Here is a 22560-nt window from a genome sequence, read left to right on the forward strand (position 1 = left end):
GGTGGCGCACGCCTCGGGCGCGGGGGTGAAACTGTGGTCAGTCGCGCCTGTCCCCTTGCGCGGGTCCGGGGGCACTGCGCAAGGGGGGCAGGCGCACCGCCGACCGGCCGGAAACCCGGTGCCGGTCGCCCGGATCTGCCGTCCTGAGGCTGAAATGGCTCATGTCAAAATCCGGTGGGCTGCGGGGCGCACCGGAACATTGCACATGGAAAATGACGTCAGGTCAATCGCCGAGAGCGGGGCGCGGCGAGCCGCGCCCCGGAAGGTTCAGCCCTGCGCGTCCCCGGCAGCGACGCAATCTGCATAGTAATGCACCGTGCCGTCGGCCTCGGTCTCCTGCACGAGGCCGTGGATGTCGGTCTCGAAGCCCGGGCATTCGCGCGCGAATTCGCGGTTGAACTTGAGGTATTCGACGATGCGCGGGTTGAACACCTCGCCCGGGATCAGCAGCGGGATGCCCGGCGGATAGGGGGTGACGAGCGAGGTGGTGATGCGCCCCTCGAGATCGTCGATCGCCACCCGCTCGGTGGTGCGGCGGGCGATATGGGCGAAGGCGTCCGAGGGTTTCATCGCCGGGGTCAGGTCGCTCAGATAGATCTCGGTGGTCAGCCGCGCGACGTCATACTTGGCGTAAAGCGCGTGCACATGGGCGCAGAGGTCGCGCAGGCCCATGTGTTCATAGCGCGGCTGCTTGGCGCAGAACTCGGGCATGGTGCGCCACATCGGGTGGTTCTTCTCGTAATCGTCCTTGAACTGCTGCAGCGCGGTCAGAAGCGTGTTCCAGCGGCCCTTGGTGATGCCGATGGTGAACATGATGAAGAAGGAATAGAGCCCGGTCTTTTCCACCACCACGCCATGTTCGGCGAGGTATTTCGTCACGATCGAGGCCGGGATGCCCCAGTCCTCGAACCGGCCGTCGAGGTTCAGCCCGGGGGTGATGATCGTCGCCTTGATCGGGTCGAGCATGTTGAACCCGGGCGCCATGTCGCCAAAGCCGTGCCAGCTGTCCTCGCCGTCCGAGGGGTGGACGCCATCGGCATCGGTGCGCCGCAGCACCCAGTCCTTGGTGCGGCCGATGCCTTCCTCGGCCAGCTCCTCCGGGCCCCAGACCTTGAACCACCAGTCGTCGTCGCCGTATTCGTCGTCGACCTTGCGCATCGCGCGGCGGAAATCGAGCGCTTCCATGATGCTCTCTTCCACCAGCGCCTCGCCGCCCGGCGGTTCCATCATCGCCGCGGCGACGTCGCAGCTTGCGATGATCGAGTATTGCGGGCTGGTCGAGGTGTGCATCAGGTAGGATTCGTTGAAGAGATGGCGGTCGAGCTTGGTCTCTTCGCTGTCCTGCACCAGCACGTGGCTCGCCTGGCTGATGCCGGCGAGGAGCTTGTGGATCGACTGCGTCGCATAGACGACCGAGGCGCGGGTGCGCGGCCGCTTGCGGCCCATCGAGTGATACTGGCCGTAGAACGGGTGGAAGGCCGCATGCGGCAGCCAGGCTTCGTCGAAATGCAGGTTCTCGACCCAGCCGTCGAGCAGGGTCTTGATGACCTCGGTGTTGTAAAGGACGCCGTCATAGGTCGATTGCGTCAGCGTCATGATCCGCGGCTTCACCCGCTCGGCGTCATAGTCCCTGAGCAGCGGGTTCGCCCGGATCTTGGCGCGGATCGTCTCGGGCTCGAATTCCGAGCGCTGGATCGGGCCGATGATGCCCCAGTGGTTGCGCGTGGGCTTGAGGAACACCGGGATCGCGCCGGTCATGATGATCGAGTGCAGGATCGACTTGTGGCAGTTGCGGTCCACCACCACCACATCGCCCGGCGCCACGGTATGGTGCCAGACCATCTTGTTCGAGGTCGAGGTGCCGTTGGTGACAAAGAAGCAATGGTCGGCGTTGAAGATCCGCGCGGCGTTACGCTCGGAAGCGCCGATCGCGCCGTTGTGGTCAAGCAGCTGACCGAGTTCCTCGACCGCGTTGCAGACGTCGGCGCGCAGCATGTTCTCACCGTAGAACTGGTGATACATCTGCCCGATCGGCGATTTCAGGAAGGCGACGCCGCCCGAATGGCCCGGGCAGTGCCACGAGTAGGAGCCGTCCTCGGCATAGTCGAGCAGGGCGCGGAAGAACGGCGGCTGGATCGCCTCGAGATAGCTTTTCGCCTCGCGGATGATGTGCTTGGCGACGAACTCGGGCGTATCCTCGAACATGTGGATGAAGCCGTGCAGCTCGCGCAGGATGTCGTTCGGAAGGTGCCGCGCGGTCTTCGTCTCGCCATAGATGTAGATCGGCACCTCGGCGTTCTTCCAGCGCACCTCCTCGATGAAGTTGCGCAGGTTCATCACCGCCGGGTCGAGATCGGGGCCGGGGGTGAATTCCTCGTCGTCGATCGACAGCAGGAAGGCCGAGGCGCGCGACTGCTGCTGGGCGAATTTCGACAGATCGCCATAGCTCGTCACGCCGAGCACCTCGAAGCCCTCGTCCTCGATCGCCTGGGCCAGGGCCCGGATGCCGAGACCCGAGGAGTTCTCGGAGCGGAAATCCTCGTCGATGATGACGATCGGGAAGCGGAACTTCATGCGGCTCTCCTTCGGGGAGCGGGGCCCGGAGTTGGAACGGGCCGGAGATTGCCAGGATGCGCGGGCGGGCTGGGCGCGGGTCCCTTGTTCCTTGCGTTGCGTGCCCCGTCAAGAGCCCTGTGCGCCCCCGCGCGGCAGGGTACCGGTGCGGCTGTGACAAGCCCGTGACCGGGGCCGGTGCGGGGCCCGGTTGCTGGGGCGGTACGGGGCGGAATGCGCCTCGATTATGAACGATCGGGCGATAGTGCTTCCCGGATTTCGCCATTTTGTGGATGGAGCGCCTGCACTACCTTCTGGGCAAGCCGGAACAGTTCCGGGGGGCACGGGGCAGGACAGGCGGCGCGGAGGCCGCACCGGCCGCCCGCAGCGCCCGCACCAGATCAGGAGGTTTTCGATGAGCACCGTTCCCACCCTCGACGCCCTGCGCGACAGCCTGCCCCCGACCGAGCGGATGCCGCTCGTCTTCCTCGGCCATGGCAGCCCGATGAACGCGATCGAGGACAATGCCTACAGCCGCGCCTGGACCGACCTTGGCCGCAAGCTGCCGCATCCAAAGGCGATTCTCGTCGTTTCGGCGCATTGGATGACACGCGGCACGACGCTGGTCGATGTCTCGGCGATGCCGCGCACGATCCATGACTTCTACGGCTTCCCGCAGGCGCTGTTCGACGCGCAATACCCGGCCCATGGCGCGCCCGATCTGGCACGCGAGGTGGCGACGCTTCTGGCCAGCCACCATGCCGAGACCGATGACACCTGGGGGCTCGACCACGGCGCCTGGACGGTGCTGAAATACCTCTATCCCGGCGCGGATGTGCCGGTGTTCCAGGTCTCGGTCGACATGTCGCGCGACCTTGAACATCAGCTCGAGATCGGCCGCACCCTGTCGCAGCTGCGCGACCGCGGCGTGCTGATCCTCGGCTCGGGCAACGTGGTCCATAACCTGCGCGCCATGCGCTTCAACGGCCGCCCCGCCGATTTCGCAATCGAGTTCGACACGCTCTTCGCCGACCGTCTGGCCGAGCGCGACTTCGCCGCGCTGGCCGATCGGCCGAAGCTGGGCAGCCTGCTGCAGATGGCGCACCCTTCGGTTGACCACTACCTGCCCGCGCTGACGATCGCCGGCGCCTCGGACGCGCGCGACGACCTGACCTTCATGACCAGCTCGATCGACCTTGGCACGGTGTCGATGCGGTCCTTCGTGTTCCACGCCTGAGGAGGGTGCCATGCTTGTCGACGGAAAATGGGTGAAGGCCTGGCAGCCGGTGCAGAAGGCCGACGAGAAGGGCCGCTTCGTGCGCCAGATCTCGAGCTTTCGGAACTGGATCACGCCCGATGGCAGTGCGGGACCGACCGGCGAGGGCGGTTTCGCCGCCGAGCCCGGGCGCTATCGGCTCTATGTGGCGCTGATCTGCCCTTGGGCCTCGCGCACGCTGATCGCGCGCAAGCTCAAGGGGCTCGAGGCGATGATCCCGGTGACGGTGGTGAATCCGACGCTCTCGGACGAGGGCTGGGCCTTCGGTGGCTATCCGGGCGCCGACGCGGACCCGCTGTTCGGCGCGCGTTACCTGCACGAGATCTACACCCGCGCCGATCCGCATGTCACCGGCCGCGCGACGGTACCGGTGCTGTGGGACATGAAGCGCGACCGGCTGGTGAACAACGAAAGCGCCGACATCCTGCGCATGTTCGACACGGCCTTCGAGGGGCTGGTGCCCTCGGACCTGCGGCTCTATCCGGCCGATCTGGCCGAGGAGATCGACGCGCTGAATGCCCGGATCTACGACCGGCTGAACAACGGCGTCTACAAGGCGGGCTTTGCCGTCACCCAGGAAGCCTATGACGAGGCGGTGGCAGGCGTCTTCGAGATGCTCGACGCGCTCGAGGCGCGGCTCGATGGCGACTATCTCTTCGGCGACCGGCTGACCGAGACCGACATCCGCACCTTCGTCTCGCTGATCCGCTTCGACGCGGCCTATCATGGCCTGTTCAAGACGAACCGCCGGCAGATCGCCGATTACCCGCGGCTCTCGGCCTATCTGGAGCGGATGTTGCGCCTGCCCGGGGTGATCGATACCGTGAACATGGACCACATCACCCGCGGCTATTACTCGATCAAGGCGCTCAATCCGAACGGCATCCGTCCCGTCGGCCCGGCCCATGTCGAGGCGCTGCTCGCCGCGGTGCGCTGAAGGGCGTCACATCGCCGTGTAAAGCGGAGGGGGCGGGGCCCCAGGGGGCCGGGCCGGATTGCGTTGCTCCGGCCCGTTGGCTAGGGTCGGGCCATTCGTCGGAAAGGACCTGCCCGTGCCCGCCACCCCCCGTTTGCTGCGCCCCCTCCTGCTTGCCGCTTTGCTGGGATCGGTCGCCGTGCCGCCGGCCGGAGCGGATGTCGCGGGGCCCTATCTGGCGGCGCGCGCGGCCACTGTCGCGAATGACTATGCCGCCGGGGTCAGCTATTACGACCGGTTGCTGGCCGCGATGCCCGAGGACCGCGACGTGCAGGACGGAGCGCTCCTGACCCATGTCGCGATGGCCGATTTCGACCGCGCCGGGGCGCTTGCCGCGGTGATGGTGACACAAAAGAACCCGTCGCAGATCGCGACGCTGGTGATGCTGGCGCAGGATGCGAAGACCGGCGACTTCGCCAAGGGGATCGCGCTGCTCGACGGCGGCGCCGATGCCGGGGCGCTGGTGGGCGGGCTCTACCGGGCCTGGGCGCTGGTGGGCGAGGGGCAGATGGGCGATGCCGCCAAGGCCTTCGATGCGCTGGCGCAGACATCCGGGCTCGAGGGCTTCGCCTTCTATCACAAGGCGCTGGCGCTGGCGCTTGTGGGCGATTACGAGGGCGCCGAAAAGATCTTCACCGGCAAGTATGCGCAGGTGCTGAACGGCACCCGGCGCGGTATCCTTGCACATGTGCAGGTGCTCTCGCAGCTCGAGCGCGGCCCCGAGGCGATCAAGCTCCTCGATAGCAGTTTCGGGCCGAACCTCGACCCGGAGCTGACGGCGATCCGCGCCGGGCTGGACAACAAGGAAACGCTGCCCTTCACCGCGATCCGCTCGGCCGCCGATGGCGAGGCCGAGGTGTTCTACTCGGTGGCGCAGGCGATCAACTCGGATTCCTCCACCGCCTTCGCGCTGCTGCACGCGCGGCTGGCAAGCTGGCTGCGCCCGGCCGATGGCGATGCGTTGCTGCTCTGCGCCGCGATCCTCGAGGCGCAGAAGCAATACGACCTCGCGATCACGACCTATGAGCAGGTGCCCGCGGACAGCCCGATCGCCCATGCCGCCAAGCTCGGCCAGGCCGAGGTGCTGGTGCAGGCGGGGCGTGTTGATGATGCGATCGGCGTGCTGCAGGCACTGGCCAAGGCGCATCCCGAGCTGCCCTCGGTCTGGGCGACGCTCGGCGACGATCTGCGCCGGCAGGAGCGCTACAAGGAAGCCGCCGAGGCCTATGACAAGGCGATCGCGCTTCTGGGCGAGCCCGAGCCGCGCGACTGGTTCGTCTGGTATGCCCGCGCCATCGCGCAGGAGCGCTCGGGCCAGTGGGACAAGGCGGAGCCCGGCTTCCGCGAGGCGCTGAAGCTCAGCCCGGAACAGCCTTCGGTGCTGAATTACCTCGGCTATTCCTATGTCGAGAAGAAGCTCAACCTCGACGAGGCGCTCGACATGATCAAGCGCGCGGTCGCGGCCCAGCCCGATCAGGGCTACATCGTCGACAGCCTCGGCTGGGCGCTCTATCGCCTCGGCCGCTATGACGAGTCGGTGGTGCAGATGGAGAAGGCGGTCGAGCTTGACCCGACCGAGCCGCTGCTGAACGACCACCTCGGCGATGTCTACTGGGCCGTCGGGCGCAAGCGCGAGGCGGAGTTCCAGTGGCGCCGGGCGCTGAACCTCGGCCCGGGCGAGGATCTCGACTTGGACCGGGTGCGCAAGAAGCTCGACATCGGGCTCGATGCGGTGCTGAAGGCCGAGGGCGCGCCGCCGCTCCATCCGGCGACGGTCCATGCCGGCGATTGAGGTCTTTGCCCCGGCGAAGGTGAACCTTGCGCTGCACGTCACCGGGCGGCGCGCCGACGGCTATCATCTGCTCGACAGTCTCGTGGCCTTTGCGCCGGTGGGCGACCGGCTGCGGCTCGATCCCGCGCCCGCGATGGCGCTGCGGGTGACGGGGCCCGAGGGCGCCGGCGTGCCCGAGGGGCCCGAAAACCTCGTCCTGCGCGCGGCGGCCCTGCTGCCGGCGGGGCAGGGGGCGGCGATCACGCTTGAAAAGCACCTGCCGCCGGCCTCGGGGATCGGTGGCGGCTCGTCCGATGCTGCGGCCGCGCTGCGCGGGCTCGCGCTTTTGCGCGGGGGTGCGGTGCCGGTTGCGGGGCTCGAGCGGCTGGGCGCCGATGTGCCGATGTGCCTGGTGCCCGCGCCCGCCCGCACGCAAGGGATCGGCGAGGAGTTGAGCCCTGTTTCTCTGCCGCCGCTGCCTGCGCTGCTGGTCAACCCACGCCTCGAGGTGCCGACGCCGGCCGTGTTCCGTGCACTGGCGTGCCGCGAGAACCCGCCGCTGCCCGATCTGCCGGCCTTTGCCGATGCGCCGTCCTGCATCGACTGGCTGGCACAGATGCGCAACGACCTGCAGGCGCCGGCGATCGCAACCGCGCCGGTGATCGCCGAGGTGCTGGACCTGCTGGCGGCGCTGCCGGGCTGCCGGCTGGCGCGGATGTCGGGATCGGGGGCCACCTGCTTTGCACTGTTTGCAAGCGAGGGCGAAGCCCGCGCGGCGCAGGCGCAGCTGCGCGCGATGCGGCCGGATTGGTGGAGTGCCTGCGGCCCGCTCGGCGATCAGACGGCCGCGGCCGCGCCCCGCCGCCTCTAGGCGCGGGACGCGGGGGCGCTCATTTCACCCGCGCGACGACGTACTCGGCCAGATCCGACAGCATGTCGCGCAGCGGATGCTCGGGCAGCGCGTTCAGCGAGGCGCGCGCCCGGTTGCCCCAGGCCAGCGCCTCGTCGCGCGTCGCCTCGAGCGTGCCGTGCAGGTGCATCAGCCGCAGCGCCTCTTCGAGGTCGCCCTCGCGCTGGTCGCCCTTCTCGATCACCCGCACCCAGAAGGCGCGTTCCTCGGTCGAGGCCGCCGCCACCGCCTTGATCACCGGCAGCGTCAGCTTGCGCTCGCGGAAATCGTCTCCGGTGTTCTTGCCGATCTGCGCCGAGGCGCCGCCGTAATCGAGCAGGTCGTCGGCCATCTGGAAGGCGATGCCGAGCGCGTCGCCATAATCATGCAGCGCCCGCACCGCGTTCTCGTGCGCGCCGGCCAGCACGCCGCCGACCTCGGTTGCGGCCGAGAACAGCGCCGCGGTCTTGCCGCGGATCACCTTGAGATAGGTCGCGGGCGTGGTCGCCAGATCCTGCGCCGCGGTCAGCTGCAGCACCTCGCCCTCGGCGATCACCGCAGAGGCATTGGCGAGGATGTTCAGCACCCGCATGTTGTTCGCCTCGGTCATCAGCTGGAAGCTGCGCGCGAAGAGATAGTCGCCCACCAGAACCGAGGACTTGTTGTCCCATAGCAGGTTGGCCGTCGGCCGGCCGCGGCGCTGCTTGCTTTCGTCGACGACATCGTCATGCAGCAGCGTGGCGGTATGGATGAATTCGACCGTCGCGGCGAGGTGGACGTGATAGGGCCCCTCATAGCCGCAGACCTTCGCCGCGGCGAGGGTCAGCATCGGCCGCAGCCGCTTGCCGCCGGCCTCGATCAGATGGGCCGTCACCTCGGGGATGCGCGGCGCATGTTCCGAGCTCATCCGGTCGCGGATCAGCAGGTTCACCGCCTCCATCTCGGCGGCCAGCGCCTGCGCCAGGCGGTCGTGCGGCTTCGTGGCCTTGTCGTCCAGGCTCATTCTTCTTCCTTCCCGCTTCCCATCGTCTCGACAGGGCGTCACACTGCCCCTAAGTGAGGGAACATGAAAGAGCTTCTGCGCACTACGGACCCGGTGAAACTTGCACTTGCGACCGCCCTTCTCGAGGGCGAGGGTATAACGGCCTTTCAGATGGACGTCCATATGAGCGTGCTCGAGGGCAGCCTCGGCATTTTGCCGCGCCGGCTGATGGTGGCAGAGCGCGACGCCTTTCTGGCGCGGGCGGTTCTGGCCGACAACCGGATCGGCTCCGACTGATGTTCGCACCCGAGGAGCTGACGCAGGACCGCTTTCTCGACGGCCGGCTTCTGGTGGCGCAGCCGCGCAAGGGCTATCGCGCGGCGATGGACCCGGTGTTGCTCGCCGCGGCCTGCCCGGCGCGGCCGGGGCAGGCGGTGCTCGAGCTTGGCTGCGGTGCCGGGGTGGCAAGCCTGTGCCTTGGCTGGCGCGTGCCCAATCTGCGGCTTGCCGGGCTGGAACTTCAGCCCGCCTATGCGGCGCTTGCGCGCGCCAATGCCGAAGCCAATGGCATCGCCCTTGAGGTGATCGAGGGAGACCTTGCCGCGATGCCCTCGTCCCTGCGGGCGCGCAGCTTCGATCACGTCATCGCCAACCCGCCCTATTTCGCGCCGAAGGGCGGCACCGCCGCCGCCGATCCGGGGCGCGAAATGGCACAGCGCGAGGCGACCCCCTTGGCCGAGTGGGTGGTTTCGGGCTATCGTCGTCTGGTGCCGGGCGGCTGGCTGACGGTGATCCAGAATGCCGACCGCCTGCCCGAGCTGCTGACCGCGATGGCGGGGCAGGGCGGCTCGATCCGGGTGCTGCCGATCGCGGCGCGGTCGGGACGGGCCGCCGGGCGGGTGATCGTCCAGGCGCGCAAGGGCGGGCGCGGGCCCTTTGCCCTGCTCGCGCCGCTGGTGCTGCATGCGGCGCCTGTTCACGCGGGCGATGCCGAGGATTTGACGAAAATTGCGCAAGATGTGCTGCGCTGCGGCGAAGTCTTGCGCCTGCAGTCCTGATCCTTTCGCAAGATTTCGCGAGCGAGTCTGACATTCTGTCGCGCCGATGCGACAGGCGCGTGACACGACTCGAAAAACATGTTGCACTCAAGGGACCGAAACAGAGAGGAGACTGCAATGTCGCTTGGTTCGCACATCACCGAACTTCGCAAGAAACATCAGGCCCTGTCGGTCGAGGTCGAGAAGGCGATCCGTCGCCCCGGCTTTGACGACCTGCATATTTCCGAACTGAAGAAGCAGAAACTCCGCATCAAGGAACAGATCAGCCGCCTCGAAGGCGTCACCGCCTGACGCCTTCCCGGCCCGGATGGCGGCCGGGCCACGTTCAGCGCGATCGACCCGCCATGGCGGCGAGGAAGGCCCCGGCGGCGATCATTGCGGCTGCCAGCACCAGCACCGGGCTGGCGGCCGCGACGCCCGCAGCGATCAGCGCGAGCGTCGATAGCAAGGGAGCCGCGTAGGAGGCCGTGCCCAGCATCTGGATGTCGCCGCGCTTGACGCCGATGTCCCAGGTGTAGAAGGCCAGCCCCACCGGACCGATCCCCAGAGCCAAGACCGAAATCCAGCCGCGGGCCCCGACGGGCCAGAGCGTGTCTTCGAGGGCGACATGCGCGACGGCGGACAGAATCGCCGTTGCCAGGCAATAGACCGCGACCGCCGCGGTCGGCACCTGCCCGAGGCGGCGCGAGATCAGCGAATAGCTTGACCAGGTCAGCGCGCAGAGCAGCGCAAGCCCATAGCCTGGCAGGGCCTCGGCCCGCGCCGAGATGCCGCCGCGGGTGACGATCAGTGCGGCGCCGGCAAAGGCGATCAGCGCGCCGACGACATGCAGCCCGCGCAGCTTCTCGCCCGGCAGCAGGCCCGAGAACAGCACGATCAGCAGCGGCCAGAGATAGGCGATCAGGCTTGCCTCGGCCGGCGGCGCGAGCCGCAGCGCCGAGAAATAGAGCAGGTGATAGCCGAAGAGCGCCACCGTGCCGAAGGCATAGACCTTCCACGAGATCCGCTTCAGCACGCCGAAGCCTTCGGTCGCGGCGACCCAGACCAACCCGATGGCGCCGCCGATCGCGAAGCAGATCGCGTTCAGCTGCAGGGGCGGCACGGGGGCCGATCCGACGGTGAAAAGGGCCAGAAGTGCCCAGAGGGCAACGGCGGAAAAACCGATCAAAGTGGCCTGCTTGCGCGACATCTGGTCCTCGAAATGCAAAGAGGCCCGCACCATGCGGGCCTCTTGCCGTTTTGCCAAGGGCAAATCAGGTCAGATACTGGCCGCCGTTCGCGGTCAGCGTCGAGCCGGTGATGAAACCGGCCTCGTCCGAGGCGAGGAAGACGACGCAGCGCGCGATGTCCTCGGGCTCGCCCAGACGGCCGACCGGGATCGTCGAAATGATCGATTCGCGCACCTTTTCCGGCACCGCCATCACCATCTCGGTGGCGATGTAGCCCGGGCAGATCACGTTGACGGTGATGCCCGAACGAGCGCCTTCCTGCGCCAGCGCCTTGGTGAAGCCGATGTCGCCCGCCTTCGCCGCCGAGTAGTTGGCCTGACCGAACTGCCCCTTCTGCCCGTTGATCGACGAGATCGAGATCACCCGGCCGAACTTGCGCTCGCGCATGCCGGGCCAGAGCGGATGGGTCATGTTGAACAGGCCGGACAGGTTGGTGTCCATCACCTCTTTCCACTGCTCGCGCGTCATCTTGTGGAAGGGGGCGTCGCGGGTGATGCCCGCGTTGTTCACCAGCACGTCGACCGGGCCGAGATCGGCCTCAACCCTGGCGATGCCCTCGACACAGGCATCATATTCGGCGACCGACCATTTGTAGGTCTTGATGCCGGTTTCGGCGCTGAACTTCGCCGCGGCCTCGTCATTGCCGGCATAGTTCGCCGCAACGGTGTAGCCCGCGTTCTTCAGGGCGACCGAAATCGCGGCACCAATGCCGCGCGATCCCCCGGTAACAAGTGCAACTCTGGACATGACTCCTCCTCTGGATCAAATGCCTTTGAAACGCTGTTACTCAAGAAGAAGCTTGCGCGCAACATTGTTGCGCGCAGAATTTTCAAAAACTGGCTCGCTGGTGCGTCACAGCCCCTCGATGCACATCGCGACGCCCATGCCGCCGCCGATGCACAGCGTGGCGAGGCCCTTCTTCGCACCCGAGCGCTTCATCTCGAACAGCAGGGTGTTCAGGATGCGGCAGCCCGAGGCGCCGATCGGGTGGCCGATGGCGATGGCGCCGCCGTTCACGTTCACCTTCGACAGATCCCAGCCCATGTCCTTGTTGACCGCACAGGCCTGGGCGGCGAAGGCCTCGTTCGCCTCGATCAGGTCGAGGTCGGCCGCGCTCCAGCCGGCCTTGGCCAGCGCCTTGCGCGACGAGGGGATCGGGCCGCAGCCCATGATCGAGGGATCGACGCCGGCGGTCGCCCAAGAGGCGATGCGCGCGAGCGGGGTCAGGCCGCGCTTTTCGGCCTCGGCTTCCGACATCAGCAGCACGGCAGCGGCGCCGTCGTTGAGGCCCGAGGCATTGCCGGCGGTGACGGTGCCGTCCTTGATGAAGGCGGGCTTCAGCTTCTGCATCGATTCGAGCGTGGCGCCGTGGCGGATGTATTCATCGGCATCGACGATGATCTCGCCCTTGCGGGTCTTCACCGTGAAGGGGATGATCTCGTCCTTGAACCTGCCCGCGGTCTGCGCCGCCTCGGCCTTGTTCTGCGAAGCGAGGGCGAATTCATCCTGCATCTCGCGGGTGATCTGCCACTGCGCGGCGACGTTCTCGGCGGTCTGGCCCATGTGATAGCCGTTGAAGGCGTCCCACAACCCGTCCTTGATCATCGTATCGACGAATTTCATGTCGCCCATCTTCTGGCCGGCGCGCAGATGCGCGGCGTGAGGGCTGAGCGACATGCTTTCCTGGCCGCCGGCGATGACGATCTCGGCGTCGCCGCACAGGATGTGCTGGGCCGCCAGCGCGACCGAACGCAGGCCCGAACCGCAGACCTGGTTGATGCCCCAGGCCGCCGATTCGATCGGCAGGCCGGCCTTGATGTGCGCCTGGCGGGCCGGGTTCTGGCCCTGACCGGCGGTCAGCACCTGGCCGAGGATGGTTTCCGACACTTCGCCCTTCTCGATGCCGGCGCGGGCGACGACGGCCTCGAGCACGGTGGCGCCCAGATCATGGGCCGGAACGTTGGCGAAAGAGCCGTTGAAGCTGCCGACGGCGGTGCGCGCCGCCGAGACGATCACGACATTGGTCATGGATTCTCTCCTCACAGGATCCGGGGGCATGGATGGCTGCCCCTTTCCGGTCTGCAGCATGCCCCATGCGGGGGGCAGGTCAAGGAGATTTCCAACGTTGGCGCAAACAGTTGCGCAATTTTCTTTCGTATTCTGCGCAAATTTTGCAGCTCCGCTAGGCGCGCTTCACCTTCGCCGATTCCGGCACCTTCCAGGGCGGCATCACCGTCGGCGCGCCGAAATAGTAGCCCTGCATGCAGTCGATGCCGAGCGTGGTGAGGAAGGCGGCGTCAGCGGCATTCTCGACCGCCTCGGCCACGGTGAACATGTCGAAATGCTGCGCGATCGAGATCAGCGCGGCGGTCAGCACCTGATTGTCGGCATTCTCGGCGATGCCGGTGATGAACTGGCCGTCGATCTTCAGGATGTCGAAGTAGAACTCGCGCAGGTAGCGAAACGAGGTGTAGCCCGCGCCGAAATCGTCAAGCGCGAAGCTGACGCCACGGGCCTGCAGGTCGCGCATGAAGACGCTGACGATCTCGGGCATGCTCATCGCCGAGCTCTCGGTGATCTCGAGAATCAGCCGTTCGGCCGCGGTGTCGTCAAGCGCGAGCCCCTTGTTCAGGGTCTTCATCCAGTCCGGATAGCCGATCGAGCGCGCCGACATGTTGATCGCCAGCCGCAGGTGCCGGTCCTCGGCGAGCGAGGCGAGCCCCATTTCGAGGGCGAGGCAGTCGAGCCGGCGGCCCAGTTCGGTGCGTTCGACCGTCTCGATGAAATCCTTGGCGGGGATGATCCGCCCGGTCTCGTCGAGCACGCGGATCAGCCCCTCGTAGAAGGCTGGGCGTTCAGGGCTTGCGGTGCGCACGATCGGCTGGAAGGCAAGGATCACGTCGCGCCGTTCGATTGCGTGGCGCACCATGTCGATCACGTCGCGGTCCCGCTGGGCGATCGCGAAGTCGAGCGGGCTCGTGAGCGCGGGCTCGAGCGGCTCCTGAGGCGGCAATTCGCGTTTCGACATCTTCGACTCCCATTGCGGACCCCGCCAGCTTCGGCGCCGCTTGCTAACAACGCGTAAAGGTGCGGAAAAATCTTTCCCTATGGTAAAGAAAGGGTTTTCGGCGCCGTAAACCCTTCGGTAAGGCGCTGCGGCTACTGTGACGGCGCATGTCAAGCGGGGGGGCACATGGCCAGTCAGGCAGAGATCGCGCGCAGTCCGTCGGGCGAGGTTCCCTTCGCCATCTCCGAGCTGTTCTACTCGCGCACCGATCCCCGCGGGGTGATCCTCGCGGGAAATGAGATCTTCCGGCGGGTGTCGGGCTATGACTGGGCGGAGCTGCTTGGTGCGCCGCACCGGCTGGTGCGCCACCCGGACACGCCGCGGGGGGTGTTCCGGACCCTGTGGGAGGCGCTCGGCAAGGGCAACCCGATGGCCGCCTATGTGAAGAACCGCGCGAAATCCGGGCAGTATTACTGGGTCTTCGCGGTGATGTTGCCGATTGCCGGCGGGTTCCTCTCGGTGCGGCTGAAGCCCACCGCGCCGCTGTTCACCCGCATCCGCGAGATCTATGACGATCTCATTGCGCGCGAGCGCGACGGGCTCGACCCCGAGGCCTCGGCGCGCTGGCTGCATGACGTCGCGCAGGCACAGGGGTTCTCCAGCTACACGAGCTTCATGGCCTCTGCGCTCGGGCAGGAGCTGGCGGCACGGGATGCGCGGCTTGAACGCGCTGCGGATGCGCGCACCCGGGTGCTGACCGAGATGAATGAGGCGCTCGAGGAAACCACGCGCGAGCAGGGGCGGCTGCTGCGCAGCTTCGATGCGCTGCAGTCGATTCCGAACAACATGCGCATCGTTGCCTCGCGGATGGAGCCGACCGGCGGGCCGATCTCGGCGATCTCGGAGAATTACAAGATCTCCTCGCAGGCGATTTCCGTGCGGTTGCACGGCTTTGCGGGCGCCCGCGACAGCCTGATCGACCGGGTCTCGCGCGATGTGGCGAAGGCGCTGTTCCTGCTCGGCTGTGGCCGGCTGCTGGGCGAGATGAACGCGAGCTTCCTCGCGGCGGCGCCGGTTCCGGGCATCGACTGGGAGGTCGAGCGCGCCCTGCTGCTTGGCCTCGAGCGGGACTGCGCCCGCGACGGGCGCGAGGCAATGCTGCACGCGGTCGAACATTCCGCCACGCTGAACCGCGCCAGCGCCGAGGTGCGCCGCCACATGCTCGGGCTCGACACGATCCGGGTGCTTGGCCGGGTCGAATGCGGGCGGATGCGCGACGCGAATGGCGGACTGGCCGCCACCATCGACCAGCTCGATGCCTTCCATGCCGAGATCAAGGGGCGGCTGGAGACGATCATGCGGCTGTCGGAGAATGTCGGTCTCGCGATGGACCGCTATCTGCGCAGCAGCGCGGCCACCGTCGTCTGAGAGGCGGCCGGCGCGCGTCGCCCTAGTCGGCGATCAGCGCCCCGATCACCGCGCGCGCGGCGGGCCCGTTCCAGTCCGCCTCGCCGATCAGCCGCGCGACCTCGTGGCCGTCGCGGTCGATCAGCACGCTCACCGGCAGCCCCATCACCCCCATGGCGCGCGACAGCGTCTGTCTCTCATCCTGGAAGCGGGGCAGCCGGGTCACCCCGGCCTCCTCGAAGAACTTCGCGATCTTCGGTTGCGGGTTGCGGCCGGTGGCCAGCGTCACCACCTGGAAATCCGCGCCGCCAAGCTCGCCCTGCAGCGCGTCGAGTCCGGGCATTTCCACCCGGCAGGGCGCGCACCAGGTGGCCCAGAGGTTCAGCAGCACGACCTTGCCGCGGAACTCGGTCAGGCGATGCTCGGCCCCGGTCTCGTCGACGAAGGGCAGCTCCGGCGTGGCGAGCGGCTGCTCGTAGACGACAAGCTTTCGCATGTCGCCCGATTTCAATGCGCCGAGGTCGGCTGCCGCGGCGGCATTTGCAGTGAGGCTCAGGGCCGTATAAAGGACGAACAACCGCAGCATGATGCCTCCTGACAAAGGGCCGACCGATGACCGACAGCACGGAAAAATCCTCGAACGCGATGTGGGGCGGGCGTTTCGCCGCCGGCCCGGACGCGATCATGGAGGCGATCAACGCCTCGATCGGGTTCGACAAGCGACTTTACGCCCAGGACATCCGCGGCAGCCGGGCCCATGCCGCGATGCTGGCGGCGCAGGGCATCCTTACCGATAGCGATGCGGCGGCGATCCGGGAAGGCCTGCTCACGGTCTTGTCAGAGATCGAGGCCGGGGATTTCCCGTTCTCGACCGCGCTCGAGGACATTCACATGAATGTCGAGGCGCGGCTGAAGGAGATCATCGGCGAACCGGCCGGGCGTCTGCACACCGCGCGGAGCCGCAACGATCAGGTGGCGACCGATTTCCGCCTCTGGGTGCGCGATCAATGTGACGCGGCGGGCACGGCACTCGAGGCGCTGATGCGCGCGCTGCTGACCCAGGCCGAGGCGCATGCCGACTGGGTGATGCCCGGTTTCACCCATCTTCAGACGGCGCAGCCGGTGACCTTCGGCCATCACATGATGGCCTATGTCGAGATGATCGCACGCGACCGGAGCCGCTTTGCCGATGCGCGCAAGCGGATGAACGAAAGCCCGCTCGGCGCGGCGGCGCTGGCCGGCACCGGCTTCCCGATCGACCGCCAGATGACCGCCGAGGCGCTCGGCTTCGACCGGCCGATGGCGAACAGCCTCGATGCCGTGTCGGATCGCGACTTCGCGCTCGAATTCCTCTCGGCCTCCTCGATCTGCGCGGTGCATCTGAGCCGCCTCGCCGAAGAGTTGGTGATCTGGTCCTCGGCCCAGTTCCGTTTCGTCGCAATGTCAGACAAGTGGTCGACCGGCTCGTCGATCATGCCGCAGAAACGCAACCCCGATGCGGCGGAACTGATCCGCGCGAAGATCGGCCGCATCCTCGGCGCGACCGTTGCGCTCTTCACCGTGATGAAGGGGCTGCCGCTTGCCTATTCGAAGGACATGCAGGAAGACAAGGAACAGGTCTTCGACGCCGCCGACACGCTGATGCTGGCGCTGGCCGCGATGACCGGGATGATCTCCGACCTCACGGTGAACCGCGACAAGCTGGAGGCTGCCGCCTCGAACGGCTTCTCGACCGCGACGGACCTCGCCGACTGGCTGGTGCGCGAGGCGGGGCTGCCCTTCCGCGAGGCGCATCACGTCACCGGCACGCTCGTCGCGATGGCCGAGAAGAAGGGCGTCGATCTGCCCGATCTGAGCCTTGCCGAGATGCAGTCGGTCAACCCGGCGATCACCGAGGACATCTTCCGCGTACTCGGGGTTCACAACTCGGTCGCTTCGCGACAATCTTACGGTGGCACCGCGCCCGATCAGGTCCGCGCGCAGATCGCACGCTGGAAGCAGGTGCTTGGCTGAGGAGGCCGCGATGAAGGCTTTCGTGCTTGTGACGATGCTGGCGGGTCTTGTCGGCTGCGGTGTCGACGGTCCGCCGACCCCGCCGAAGGGCGGGCCGGCCGTGCCGGTGACCGGTGTGACAGTGAGCGGCGAGGTCAGCGCCGGCGTCGTGGGGCAGCTGTGACGGCGCGTGCCGCGGGTCTGTTGCTCGCGGCGCTGCTTGCCGGCTGCGCGCCGCGTGCCGGGGTCCGTGTCGGCCCCGACGGGCAGACGCGCGGCGCGGTCTCGGGCGGTCTCGGTCCGGTCCGCGTGGGCGTGAACAGCACCGGCGGCGGCTTCGTCGGCACCCATCTGGGGCCGATCGGTATCGGCGCGGGGTTCTGAGGCCCGGGTCGTCCTGTCTCCAACACAATAGTCCGCTTTTCCCGTCGGACGCTTCGCGCTAAACGGGGCAAAACCGGAACGAGGGCGCAATGGACCATTTTCTCTACCGCAACGGGGTGCTGCACGCCGAGGATGTCGCGATCCCCGAGATCGCCGCGGCGGTCGGCACGCCCTTCTACGTCTATTCCGCCGCGACGCTGACGCGGCACTTCCGCCTCTTCGACGAGGCGCTCGGCGACACGCCGCATCTCGTCTGCTTCGCGATCAAGTCGAACTCGAACCTTGCGGTGCTGAAGCTGCTGGGCGATCTGGGCGCGGGCATGGATGTGGTCTCGGGCGGCGAGTATCGCCGGGCCAAGGCCGCGGGCGTGCCGGGCAGCCGCATCGTCTTTTCGGGGGTCGGCAAGACCCGCGACGAGATCCGGCTCGCGCTGACCGGCGGCATCCGCCAGTTCAACGTCGAGAGCGAGCCCGAACTGCTGGCGATCTCCGAAATCGCCGCCGGGCTTGGCGTCACCGCGCCGGTCGCGCTGCGGGTGAACCCCGATGTCGACGCCCATACCCACGAGAAGATCGCCACCGGCAAGTCGGAGAACAAGTTCGGCATCCCGATCGCCAAGGCGCGTGCGGTCTATGCTCTGGCGGCCAGCCTGCCGGGCCTCGACGTGATCGGTGTCGACGTGCATATCGGCAGCCAGCTGACCGAGCTCGGCCCGTTCGAGGCGGCCTTCCGCAAGGTGCGCGAGCTGACGCTCGAACTGCGTGCGGACGGCCACGACATCCGCCGCCTTGACCTTGGTGGCGGCCTCGGCATCCCCTACACCCGCTCGAACGAGGCGCCGCCGCTGCCGGTTGAATATGTCGGCGTCATCAAGGACGTGCTCGGCGATCTCGGCTGCGAGATCGAGATCGAGCCGGGCCGGCTGATCTCGGGCAATGCCGGGCTGCTCGTCTCGGACGTGATCTATGTGAAGGAAGGCGAGGGGCGCAAGTTCCTGATCGTCGACGCCGCGATGAACGACCTCGTGCGGCCCTCGATGTATGGCGCCTGGCACGACATCGTGCCGGTGGTCGAGCCCGCGCCCGGCACCCCCGCGACCCCCTTCGACGTCGTCGGCCCGGTGTGCGAGACCGGCGACACCTTCGCCCGCGCCCGCGCGCTGACGCCGCTCGCGCCCGGCGATCTGATCGCTTTCCGCTCGGCCGGGGCCTATGGCGCGGTGATGGCCTCGGAATACAATTCGCGGCCGCTGATCCCCGAGGTGCTGGTGCAGGGGGATCACTTCGCTGTCATTCGTGCGCGTCCGAGCTTTGAGGAAATGCTCGCCCGCGATAGCATCCCCGAGTGGCTCTAGGCACGTCTGCCCGGGGCCGGAAAGGCAAGATGCAGCGACGCCCCCGTTCCGCCCCCACAGCGCCGATCGCGGCGCTGGCCCGTCCGATCGCGCTGACCCGGGCGGGGCTGGCGCTGGAGCGGGGTCTGCGGGCGTTCTGGCCGGCGCTGTCGCTGCTGGCACTGGCCTTTGCCGCGCTCGCCTTCTGCCTGCCCGCGCTGCTGCCGCCCGGTGGCGGGCGCATCGCGGCGGGGATCTTTGGCCTTGCGCTGATCGCCGCGCTCGGGGCGGGCCTGTGGCGCTTTCGCTGGCCGACACGGGCCGAGGCGATCGCCCGGCTTGACGCGACGCTGCCGGGCCGACCGCTCACTGCGCTCACCGATGCGATGGCGCTTGGCCAGACCGACCCGGCCAGCGCCGCGCTGTGGCAGGCGCATCTCGACCGCAGCGCACGCGCTGCGGCGGGCGCCCGCCCGGTGCCGCCCGCGCCCGACCTTGCCCCCCGCGATCCTTTCGCGCTGCGCATCGCGGCGCTGAGCGCCGCGGTGATGGCGCTGATCTTCGGCGTGCCGCTGGCACTCTTCGAGCCCGGCGCCCGCCCCGGCACCCCGGGCGGTGCCGAGGCGGCGATGGGGCCGAGCTGGGAAGGCTGGGCCGAGCCGCCGCGCTATACCGGCAAGCCCGGGCTCTACCTCAACAAGCTCGAGCATGACGCGGTGACGCTGCCCGAGGGCACGCGGTTCTCCTTCCGCTTCTACGGCGCGCCGGTGCCCTTCGAGGAAAGCGTCTCGAACCCCGCCGCCGCGCCCGATCCCGCCGCCGATCCGCAGCGCCGCGATTTCGAGGCGGTGCGCTCGGGGCGCATCCACCTGGGCGGCACCGGCGGGCGCGATTTCATCGTCACGCTTTTGCCCGACGAGGCGCCCTCGGTGGTGCTGGTGGGGCAGGCGGAGCGGCGCGCCGATGGCAAGCTGTCGCAGCCCTTCCATGCGCTCGACGATTACGCCGTGACCGCCGGCGAGGCGCGGATCACCCTCGACCTTCCCGCGCTCGACCGCCGCTATGGGCTGAGCGTCGCGCCCGAACCGCGGCCGGATCTGGTCTATGACCTGCCGATGCCGATCTCGGGCTCGCGCGCCGATTTCTCCGAGGCGCTGGTCGAGGATGCGGCCGAGCATCCCTGGGCGAACCTGCCGGTGACGCTGAGCCTGTCGGTGACGGATGGCCGCGGGCAGATGGGCGACACCGGGGTGCAGCATCTGGTGCTGCCCGGCCGGCGCTTCTTCGACCCGCGGGCGGCGGCGCTGATCGAGGCGCGGCGCGATCTGCTGTGGTCGCGCGAGAACGGCCCGCGCACCGCCGAGATCCTGCGCGCGATCACCAACCGCCCCGAGGGGCTGTTCCCGAAGGCGGACATGGCGCCGACGCTGCGGCTGGCTGCGCGCCGGGTCGAGGTGCCGGGGCTGACGCCCGAAGTGCGCGACGAGGTCGCGGCGATGCTGTGGCAGATGGCGGAGCTGCTCGAGGATGGCGGGCTGTCGGATGCGCTGGCCGCGATGGAGCAGGCGCAGCAGAGGCTGAGCGAGGCGATGCGCAACGGCGCCTCGAAGGACGAGATCGCCAAGCTGATGCAGGAGCTGAAGGAGGCGACCGACAATTACCTGAAGATGCTGGCCGAGCGCGACGCGCAGAAGGAGCAGGGCCCACAATTCGGCCAGCAGGGGCCGAGCCAGCAGATCACCGGCGACCAGATCCAGCAGATGATGGACGCGATCCAGAAGCTGATGGAAGAGGGGCGCATGGCCGAGGCGCAGGAGCTGCTCGATCAGCTCGCCCGGATGATGCAGAACCTGAAGGTCACGCAGGGCCAGGGCGGGCAGGGCGACGGCCCGGGCAGCCAGTCGATGAAGGACCTGAGCGAGACCCTGCGCGAGCAGCAGAAGCTGTCGGACGATGCCTTCCGGCAGATGCAGCAGCCGCCGGGCGCGGGGCAGGACGGCACGGGCAACGAGGCCGGGCCCGATGGGCAGGGAGCTCAGGATGGCGGGCAGAGCCTCGCCGACCGGCAACGCGCGCTGCGCCGCGAGCTTGACCGGCAGCGCGGGCTGATGCCGCGGCTTGGCGGCGAGGCGGGCGATGCCGCGCGCCAGCGCCTCGAAGAGGCGGGGCGGTCGATGGACCGCGCCGAGCAGGCGCTGCGGCAGGGCGAGAATGGCGCCGCACTCGACCGGCAGGCCGACGCGATCGAGGCGCTGCGCGAGGGCATGCGCAACCTCGGTCAGGCGATGGCCGAGGAGCAGGGCCGCGGCACGCCGGGGCAGGGCGCCGAGGGCGAACAGCGGATGGGCGATGCAACGGGTGGCAACGGCGCCCGTGAGCTGCCGCGCGACCCGCTCGGCCGGACGACGGGCGAGGGCGGGCGGATCACCAGCAATCAGGACCTGCTCTCGGGCGAGGACGTGCGCCGGCGCGCGCAGGATCTGCTCGACGAGATCCGCCGCCGCTCGGGCGAACGGCTGCGGCCCGAGGACGAGCGCGACTATCTGAAACGGCTGCTCGACCGCTTCTGAGTGGTCGGGCGGGGTCAGCCCCCGGTGTGCGGCTGCAAGGTCTCGATCACGCCGCGCAGCTGACCATCGAGCCAGACCCGCCCGTCGTTCACCGCGCCGACATAGGTGTCGAGCGCGGAGGCTAGCGGCGGCACTGCGGCGCCGAGCCGGGGGGCAAAGCCGTAAAGCGCGGCAAGGACCGCGGCGAGCCCCATCACCAGCGTGAAGCCAAGCCGGAAGCCCGAGCGCTGCCGGGCCAGGACCTGCGGCGTGTCATGCGCCGCGGCCTCGCCGGCCCGGTCGGCGCTCGCCCGCAGGGTCGAGTTGATCTGCTCGATGTCCGGCAGCCGGCCGCGGCCGCGCGGGGCGCCGCCGGGCGTGGTATCCTCGCGCTCGTTCAGGTCAGCGAAGCGTTCCTCGTCGGTCTCGGCTCGGGTCTCGGTCTCGGCGGCGTCGGGGACGGAGAGGTCGCTGAAATCCGGCACCTGCTGGGCCGTGGGGGCGGCCGCGATGCCGGCGAGCTTCGCGGCGGCACGGCTGGCCGCGGCGGCGGGCGGCGGCTCGAGGTTCATCTCTTCCTGCGTCTCGAAGGGCGCGGCCGTGCCCTCGGCGCGGCGGGCGCGGGCCTCGCGCTCGGCCTCCTCGCGCAGGATCGCCAGCAGGCTGTCGTCGAGCGTGCGGCGCTGCGGCGGTGCCGCGGCGGCTGGGGCTGGGGCCGGGGCCGGAACGGCGGCGGGCTCCGGTTCGGGCCCCTCCGGTTCGGGCTCTGTCGCGGCGGCGGCATTCCCCACCGCCTCTTCTGCCGGTGCGGCCTCGTCGGCGGCGATCCCCGCGAGGGCGCGGGCGAGCGCCGCGTCGTCGGGGTCCTCGGCCTCGGGCATCGCGGCGGCGGGCTCTGCCGCGCCGGCCGGTTCCGGCAGGGCGGGTTTACCGGGGGCGTCAGCCCCGGGAATGTCCCACCCCTCCGGCGCCGCCAGCGGTTCGCGCAGCTCGCCCTCTTCGGCCTCGAGCATGGTGTGGCTCTTTTGGAACCACAACCGCCCGCAGGCGGAGCATTGAACGTCGCGCCCGGCTTCCGGGATCACCGCGTCGTCGACCTCATATTGTGCGCCGCAATTCGGGCAGATCAGCCGCATGCCCGCTCCCATCCCGC

The 22560-nt window shown here is 68.5% G+C and carries 21 protein-coding genes; 13 read left to right on the forward strand and 8 right to left on the reverse strand.

Annotation, left to right across the window (positions count from 1 at the left end):
• Positions 1–267: 267 nt before the first annotated feature.
• Complete coding sequence (locus EOW65_RS05365; protein ID WP_128147957.1) at positions 268–2574, reverse strand: arginine/lysine/ornithine decarboxylase; 2307 nt, start codon at positions 2572–2574, stop codon at positions 268–270.
• Positions 2575–2968: 394 nt separating this feature from the next.
• On the opposite strand from EOW65_RS05365, the gene ygiD reads away from it, so the two are divergent.
• From ygiD to EOW65_RS05385, 4 genes are all read left to right on the forward strand, one after another.
• Positions 2969–3790 (forward strand): 4,5-DOPA-extradiol-dioxygenase, encoded by an 822-nt coding sequence (gene ygiD / locus EOW65_RS05370; RefSeq protein WP_128147958.1) that lies wholly within the window; start codon positions 2969–2971, stop codon positions 3788–3790.
• A gap of 10 nt (positions 3791–3800) precedes the next feature.
• Positions 3801–4766, forward strand: a complete 966-nt coding sequence (locus EOW65_RS05375; protein ID WP_128147959.1) for a glutathione S-transferase family protein — start codon at positions 3801–3803, stop codon at positions 4764–4766.
• Positions 4767–4899: 133 nt separating this feature from the next.
• The gene (locus EOW65_RS05380) at positions 4900–6597 is read left to right on the forward strand and encodes a tetratricopeptide repeat protein (RefSeq protein ID WP_164880004.1); all 1698 of its coding nucleotides are present in this window, start codon (positions 4900–4902) and stop codon (positions 6595–6597) included.
• Positions 6584–7447, forward strand: a complete 864-nt coding sequence (locus EOW65_RS05385; RefSeq protein WP_128147960.1) for a 4-(cytidine 5'-diphospho)-2-C-methyl-D-erythritol kinase — start codon at positions 6584–6586, stop codon at positions 7445–7447. Before EOW65_RS05380 ends, EOW65_RS05385 begins: the two co-directional genes overlap by 14 nt.
• A gap of 19 nt (positions 7448–7466) precedes the next feature.
• Here the strand turns inward: EOW65_RS05385 and EOW65_RS05390 are convergent, their stop codons facing one another.
• On the reverse strand, positions 7467–8468 hold the full coding sequence (locus tag EOW65_RS05390; protein ID WP_128147961.1) for a polyprenyl synthetase family protein: 1002 nt from the start codon (positions 8466–8468) through the stop codon (positions 7467–7469).
• 63 nt (positions 8469–8531) lie between these two features.
• Here EOW65_RS05390 and EOW65_RS05395 point away from each other — a divergent pair, with 63 nt between their 5' ends.
• The 3 genes from EOW65_RS05395 (at position 8532) to EOW65_RS05405 (ending at position 9796) form a co-directional block, all read left to right on the forward strand.
• On the forward strand, positions 8532–8744 hold the full coding sequence (locus tag EOW65_RS05395) for a putative signal transducing protein (RefSeq protein ID WP_128147962.1): 213 nt from the start codon (positions 8532–8534) through the stop codon (positions 8742–8744).
• Complete coding sequence (locus tag EOW65_RS05400) at positions 8744–9505, forward strand: tRNA1(Val) (adenine(37)-N6)-methyltransferase (protein WP_128147963.1); 762 nt, start codon at positions 8744–8746, stop codon at positions 9503–9505. The genes EOW65_RS05395 and EOW65_RS05400 overlap by 1 nt, the downstream gene beginning before the upstream one ends.
• A gap of 117 nt (positions 9506–9622) precedes the next feature.
• Positions 9623–9796, forward strand: a complete 174-nt coding sequence (locus tag EOW65_RS05405) for a YdcH family protein (RefSeq protein ID WP_113899214.1) — start codon at positions 9623–9625, stop codon at positions 9794–9796.
• A 34-nt stretch (positions 9797–9830) separates the two neighbouring features.
• On the opposite strand, the gene yddG is transcribed toward EOW65_RS05405, so the two are convergent.
• From yddG to EOW65_RS05425, 4 genes are all read right to left on the reverse strand, one after another.
• The gene (gene yddG, locus EOW65_RS05410; protein WP_128148030.1) at positions 9831–10694 is read right to left on the reverse strand and encodes an aromatic amino acid exporter YddG; all 864 of its coding nucleotides are present in this window, start codon (positions 10692–10694) and stop codon (positions 9831–9833) included.
• A 64-nt stretch (positions 10695–10758) separates the two neighbouring features.
• Positions 10759–11481 (reverse strand): beta-ketoacyl-ACP reductase, encoded by a 723-nt coding sequence (phbB, locus tag EOW65_RS05415; RefSeq protein WP_113899215.1) that lies wholly within the window; start codon positions 11479–11481, stop codon positions 10759–10761.
• Between the two features lie 105 nt (positions 11482–11586).
• A complete protein-coding gene (locus EOW65_RS05420) occupies positions 11587–12762 on the reverse strand; it encodes an acetyl-CoA C-acetyltransferase (RefSeq protein WP_128147964.1) in 1176 nt (391 codons plus the stop codon).
• Positions 12763–12916: 154 nt separating this feature from the next.
• Positions 12917–13762, reverse strand: coding sequence for an EAL domain-containing protein (locus EOW65_RS05425; RefSeq protein ID WP_128147965.1), 846 nt, complete (start codon positions 13760–13762; stop codon positions 12917–12919).
• Between the two features lie 165 nt (positions 13763–13927).
• On the opposite strand from EOW65_RS05425, the gene EOW65_RS05430 reads away from it, so the two are divergent.
• Complete coding sequence (locus EOW65_RS05430; protein ID WP_128147966.1) at positions 13928–15169, forward strand: PAS domain-containing protein; 1242 nt, start codon at positions 13928–13930, stop codon at positions 15167–15169.
• Positions 15170–15191: 22 nt separating this feature from the next.
• Here EOW65_RS05430 and EOW65_RS05435 read toward each other — a convergent pair whose 3' ends face one another.
• Entirely contained in the window at positions 15192–15734 is a 543-nt protein-coding gene (locus EOW65_RS05435; protein WP_128147967.1) for a TlpA family protein disulfide reductase, read from the reverse strand.
• A gap of 26 nt (positions 15735–15760) precedes the next feature.
• Between EOW65_RS05435 and argH the strand changes: the two genes are divergently transcribed.
• From argH to EOW65_RS05460, 5 genes are all read left to right on the forward strand, one after another.
• Positions 15761–17161: an argininosuccinate lyase gene (gene argH, locus EOW65_RS05440; RefSeq protein ID WP_128147968.1), complete on the forward strand. Its 1401-nt coding sequence runs from the start codon at positions 15761–15763 to the stop codon at positions 17159–17161.
• A 10-nt stretch (positions 17162–17171) separates the two neighbouring features.
• A complete protein-coding gene (locus EOW65_RS05445; RefSeq protein ID WP_128147969.1) occupies positions 17172–17324 on the forward strand; it encodes an argininosuccinate lyase in 153 nt (50 codons plus the stop codon).
• Positions 17321–17524, forward strand: coding sequence for a hypothetical protein (locus EOW65_RS05450; RefSeq protein ID WP_128147970.1), 204 nt, complete (start codon positions 17321–17323; stop codon positions 17522–17524). The genes EOW65_RS05445 and EOW65_RS05450 overlap by 4 nt, the downstream gene beginning before the upstream one ends.
• Positions 17525–17613: 89 nt before the next feature.
• Positions 17614–18879, forward strand: a complete 1266-nt coding sequence (gene lysA, locus EOW65_RS05455) for a diaminopimelate decarboxylase (protein WP_128147971.1) — start codon at positions 17614–17616, stop codon at positions 18877–18879.
• A 29-nt stretch (positions 18880–18908) separates the two neighbouring features.
• A complete protein-coding gene (locus EOW65_RS05460) occupies positions 18909–21428 on the forward strand; it encodes a DUF4175 domain-containing protein (RefSeq protein WP_128147972.1) in 2520 nt (839 codons plus the stop codon).
• Between the two features lie 14 nt (positions 21429–21442).
• Here the strand turns inward: EOW65_RS05460 and EOW65_RS05465 are convergent, their stop codons facing one another.
• The gene (locus EOW65_RS05465) at positions 21443–22543 is read right to left on the reverse strand and encodes a zinc-ribbon domain-containing protein (protein WP_164880005.1); all 1101 of its coding nucleotides are present in this window, start codon (positions 22541–22543) and stop codon (positions 21443–21445) included.
• Positions 22544–22560 lie beyond the last annotated feature (17 nt).

This window comes from Paenirhodobacter ferrireducens, assembly GCF_004022265.1.
Taxonomy (GTDB): domain Bacteria; phylum Pseudomonadota; class Alphaproteobacteria; order Rhodobacterales; family Rhodobacteraceae; genus Rhodobacter; species Rhodobacter ferrireducens.

Bases quoted from the DNA above. Each gene is read 5' to 3' on its own strand.
- lysA (WP_128147971.1), top strand. From the start codon at position 17,614: ATGGACCATTTTCTCTACCGCAACGGGGTGCTGCACGCCGAGGATGTC.
- EOW65_RS05460 (WP_128147972.1), top strand. From the start codon at position 18,909: ATGCAGCGACGCCCCCGTTCCGCCCCCACAGCGCCGATCGCGGCGCTG.
- EOW65_RS05390 (WP_128147961.1), bottom strand. From the start codon at position 8,468: ATGAGCCTGGACGACAAGGCCACGAAGCCGCACGACCGCCTGGCGCAG.
- EOW65_RS05445 (WP_128147969.1), top strand. From the start codon at position 17,172: ATGAAGGCTTTCGTGCTTGTGACGATGCTGGCGGGTCTTGTCGGCTGC.
- EOW65_RS05365 (WP_128147957.1), bottom strand. From the start codon at position 2,574: ATGAAGTTCCGCTTCCCGATCGTCATCATCGACGAGGATTTCCGCTCC.
- ygiD (WP_128147958.1), top strand. From the start codon at position 2,969: ATGAGCACCGTTCCCACCCTCGACGCCCTGCGCGACAGCCTGCCCCCG.
- EOW65_RS05435 (WP_128147967.1), bottom strand. From the start codon at position 15,734: ATGCTGCGGTTGTTCGTCCTTTATACGGCCCTGAGCCTCACTGCAAAT.
- EOW65_RS05420 (WP_128147964.1), bottom strand. From the start codon at position 12,762: ATGACCAATGTCGTGATCGTCTCGGCGGCGCGCACCGCCGTCGGCAGC.
- EOW65_RS05430 (WP_128147966.1), top strand. From the start codon at position 13,928: ATGGCCAGTCAGGCAGAGATCGCGCGCAGTCCGTCGGGCGAGGTTCCC.
- EOW65_RS05400 (WP_128147963.1), top strand. From the start codon at position 8,744: ATGTTCGCACCCGAGGAGCTGACGCAGGACCGCTTTCTCGACGGCCGG.
- EOW65_RS05375 (WP_128147959.1), top strand. From the start codon at position 3,801: ATGCTTGTCGACGGAAAATGGGTGAAGGCCTGGCAGCCGGTGCAGAAG.
- EOW65_RS05385 (WP_128147960.1), top strand. From the start codon at position 6,584: ATGCCGGCGATTGAGGTCTTTGCCCCGGCGAAGGTGAACCTTGCGCTG.
- EOW65_RS05405 (WP_113899214.1), top strand. From the start codon at position 9,623: ATGTCGCTTGGTTCGCACATCACCGAACTTCGCAAGAAACATCAGGCC.
- phbB (WP_113899215.1), bottom strand. From the start codon at position 11,481: ATGTCCAGAGTTGCACTTGTTACCGGGGGATCGCGCGGCATTGGTGCC.
- EOW65_RS05425 (WP_128147965.1), bottom strand. From the start codon at position 13,762: ATGTCGAAACGCGAATTGCCGCCTCAGGAGCCGCTCGAGCCCGCGCTC.
- yddG (WP_128148030.1), bottom strand. From the start codon at position 10,694: ATGTCGCGCAAGCAGGCCACTTTGATCGGTTTTTCCGCCGTTGCCCTC.
- EOW65_RS05465 (WP_164880005.1), bottom strand. From the start codon at position 22,543: ATGCGGCTGATCTGCCCGAATTGCGGCGCACAATATGAGGTCGACGAC.
- EOW65_RS05395 (WP_128147962.1), top strand. From the start codon at position 8,532: ATGAAAGAGCTTCTGCGCACTACGGACCCGGTGAAACTTGCACTTGCG.
- argH (WP_128147968.1), top strand. From the start codon at position 15,761: ATGACCGACAGCACGGAAAAATCCTCGAACGCGATGTGGGGCGGGCGT.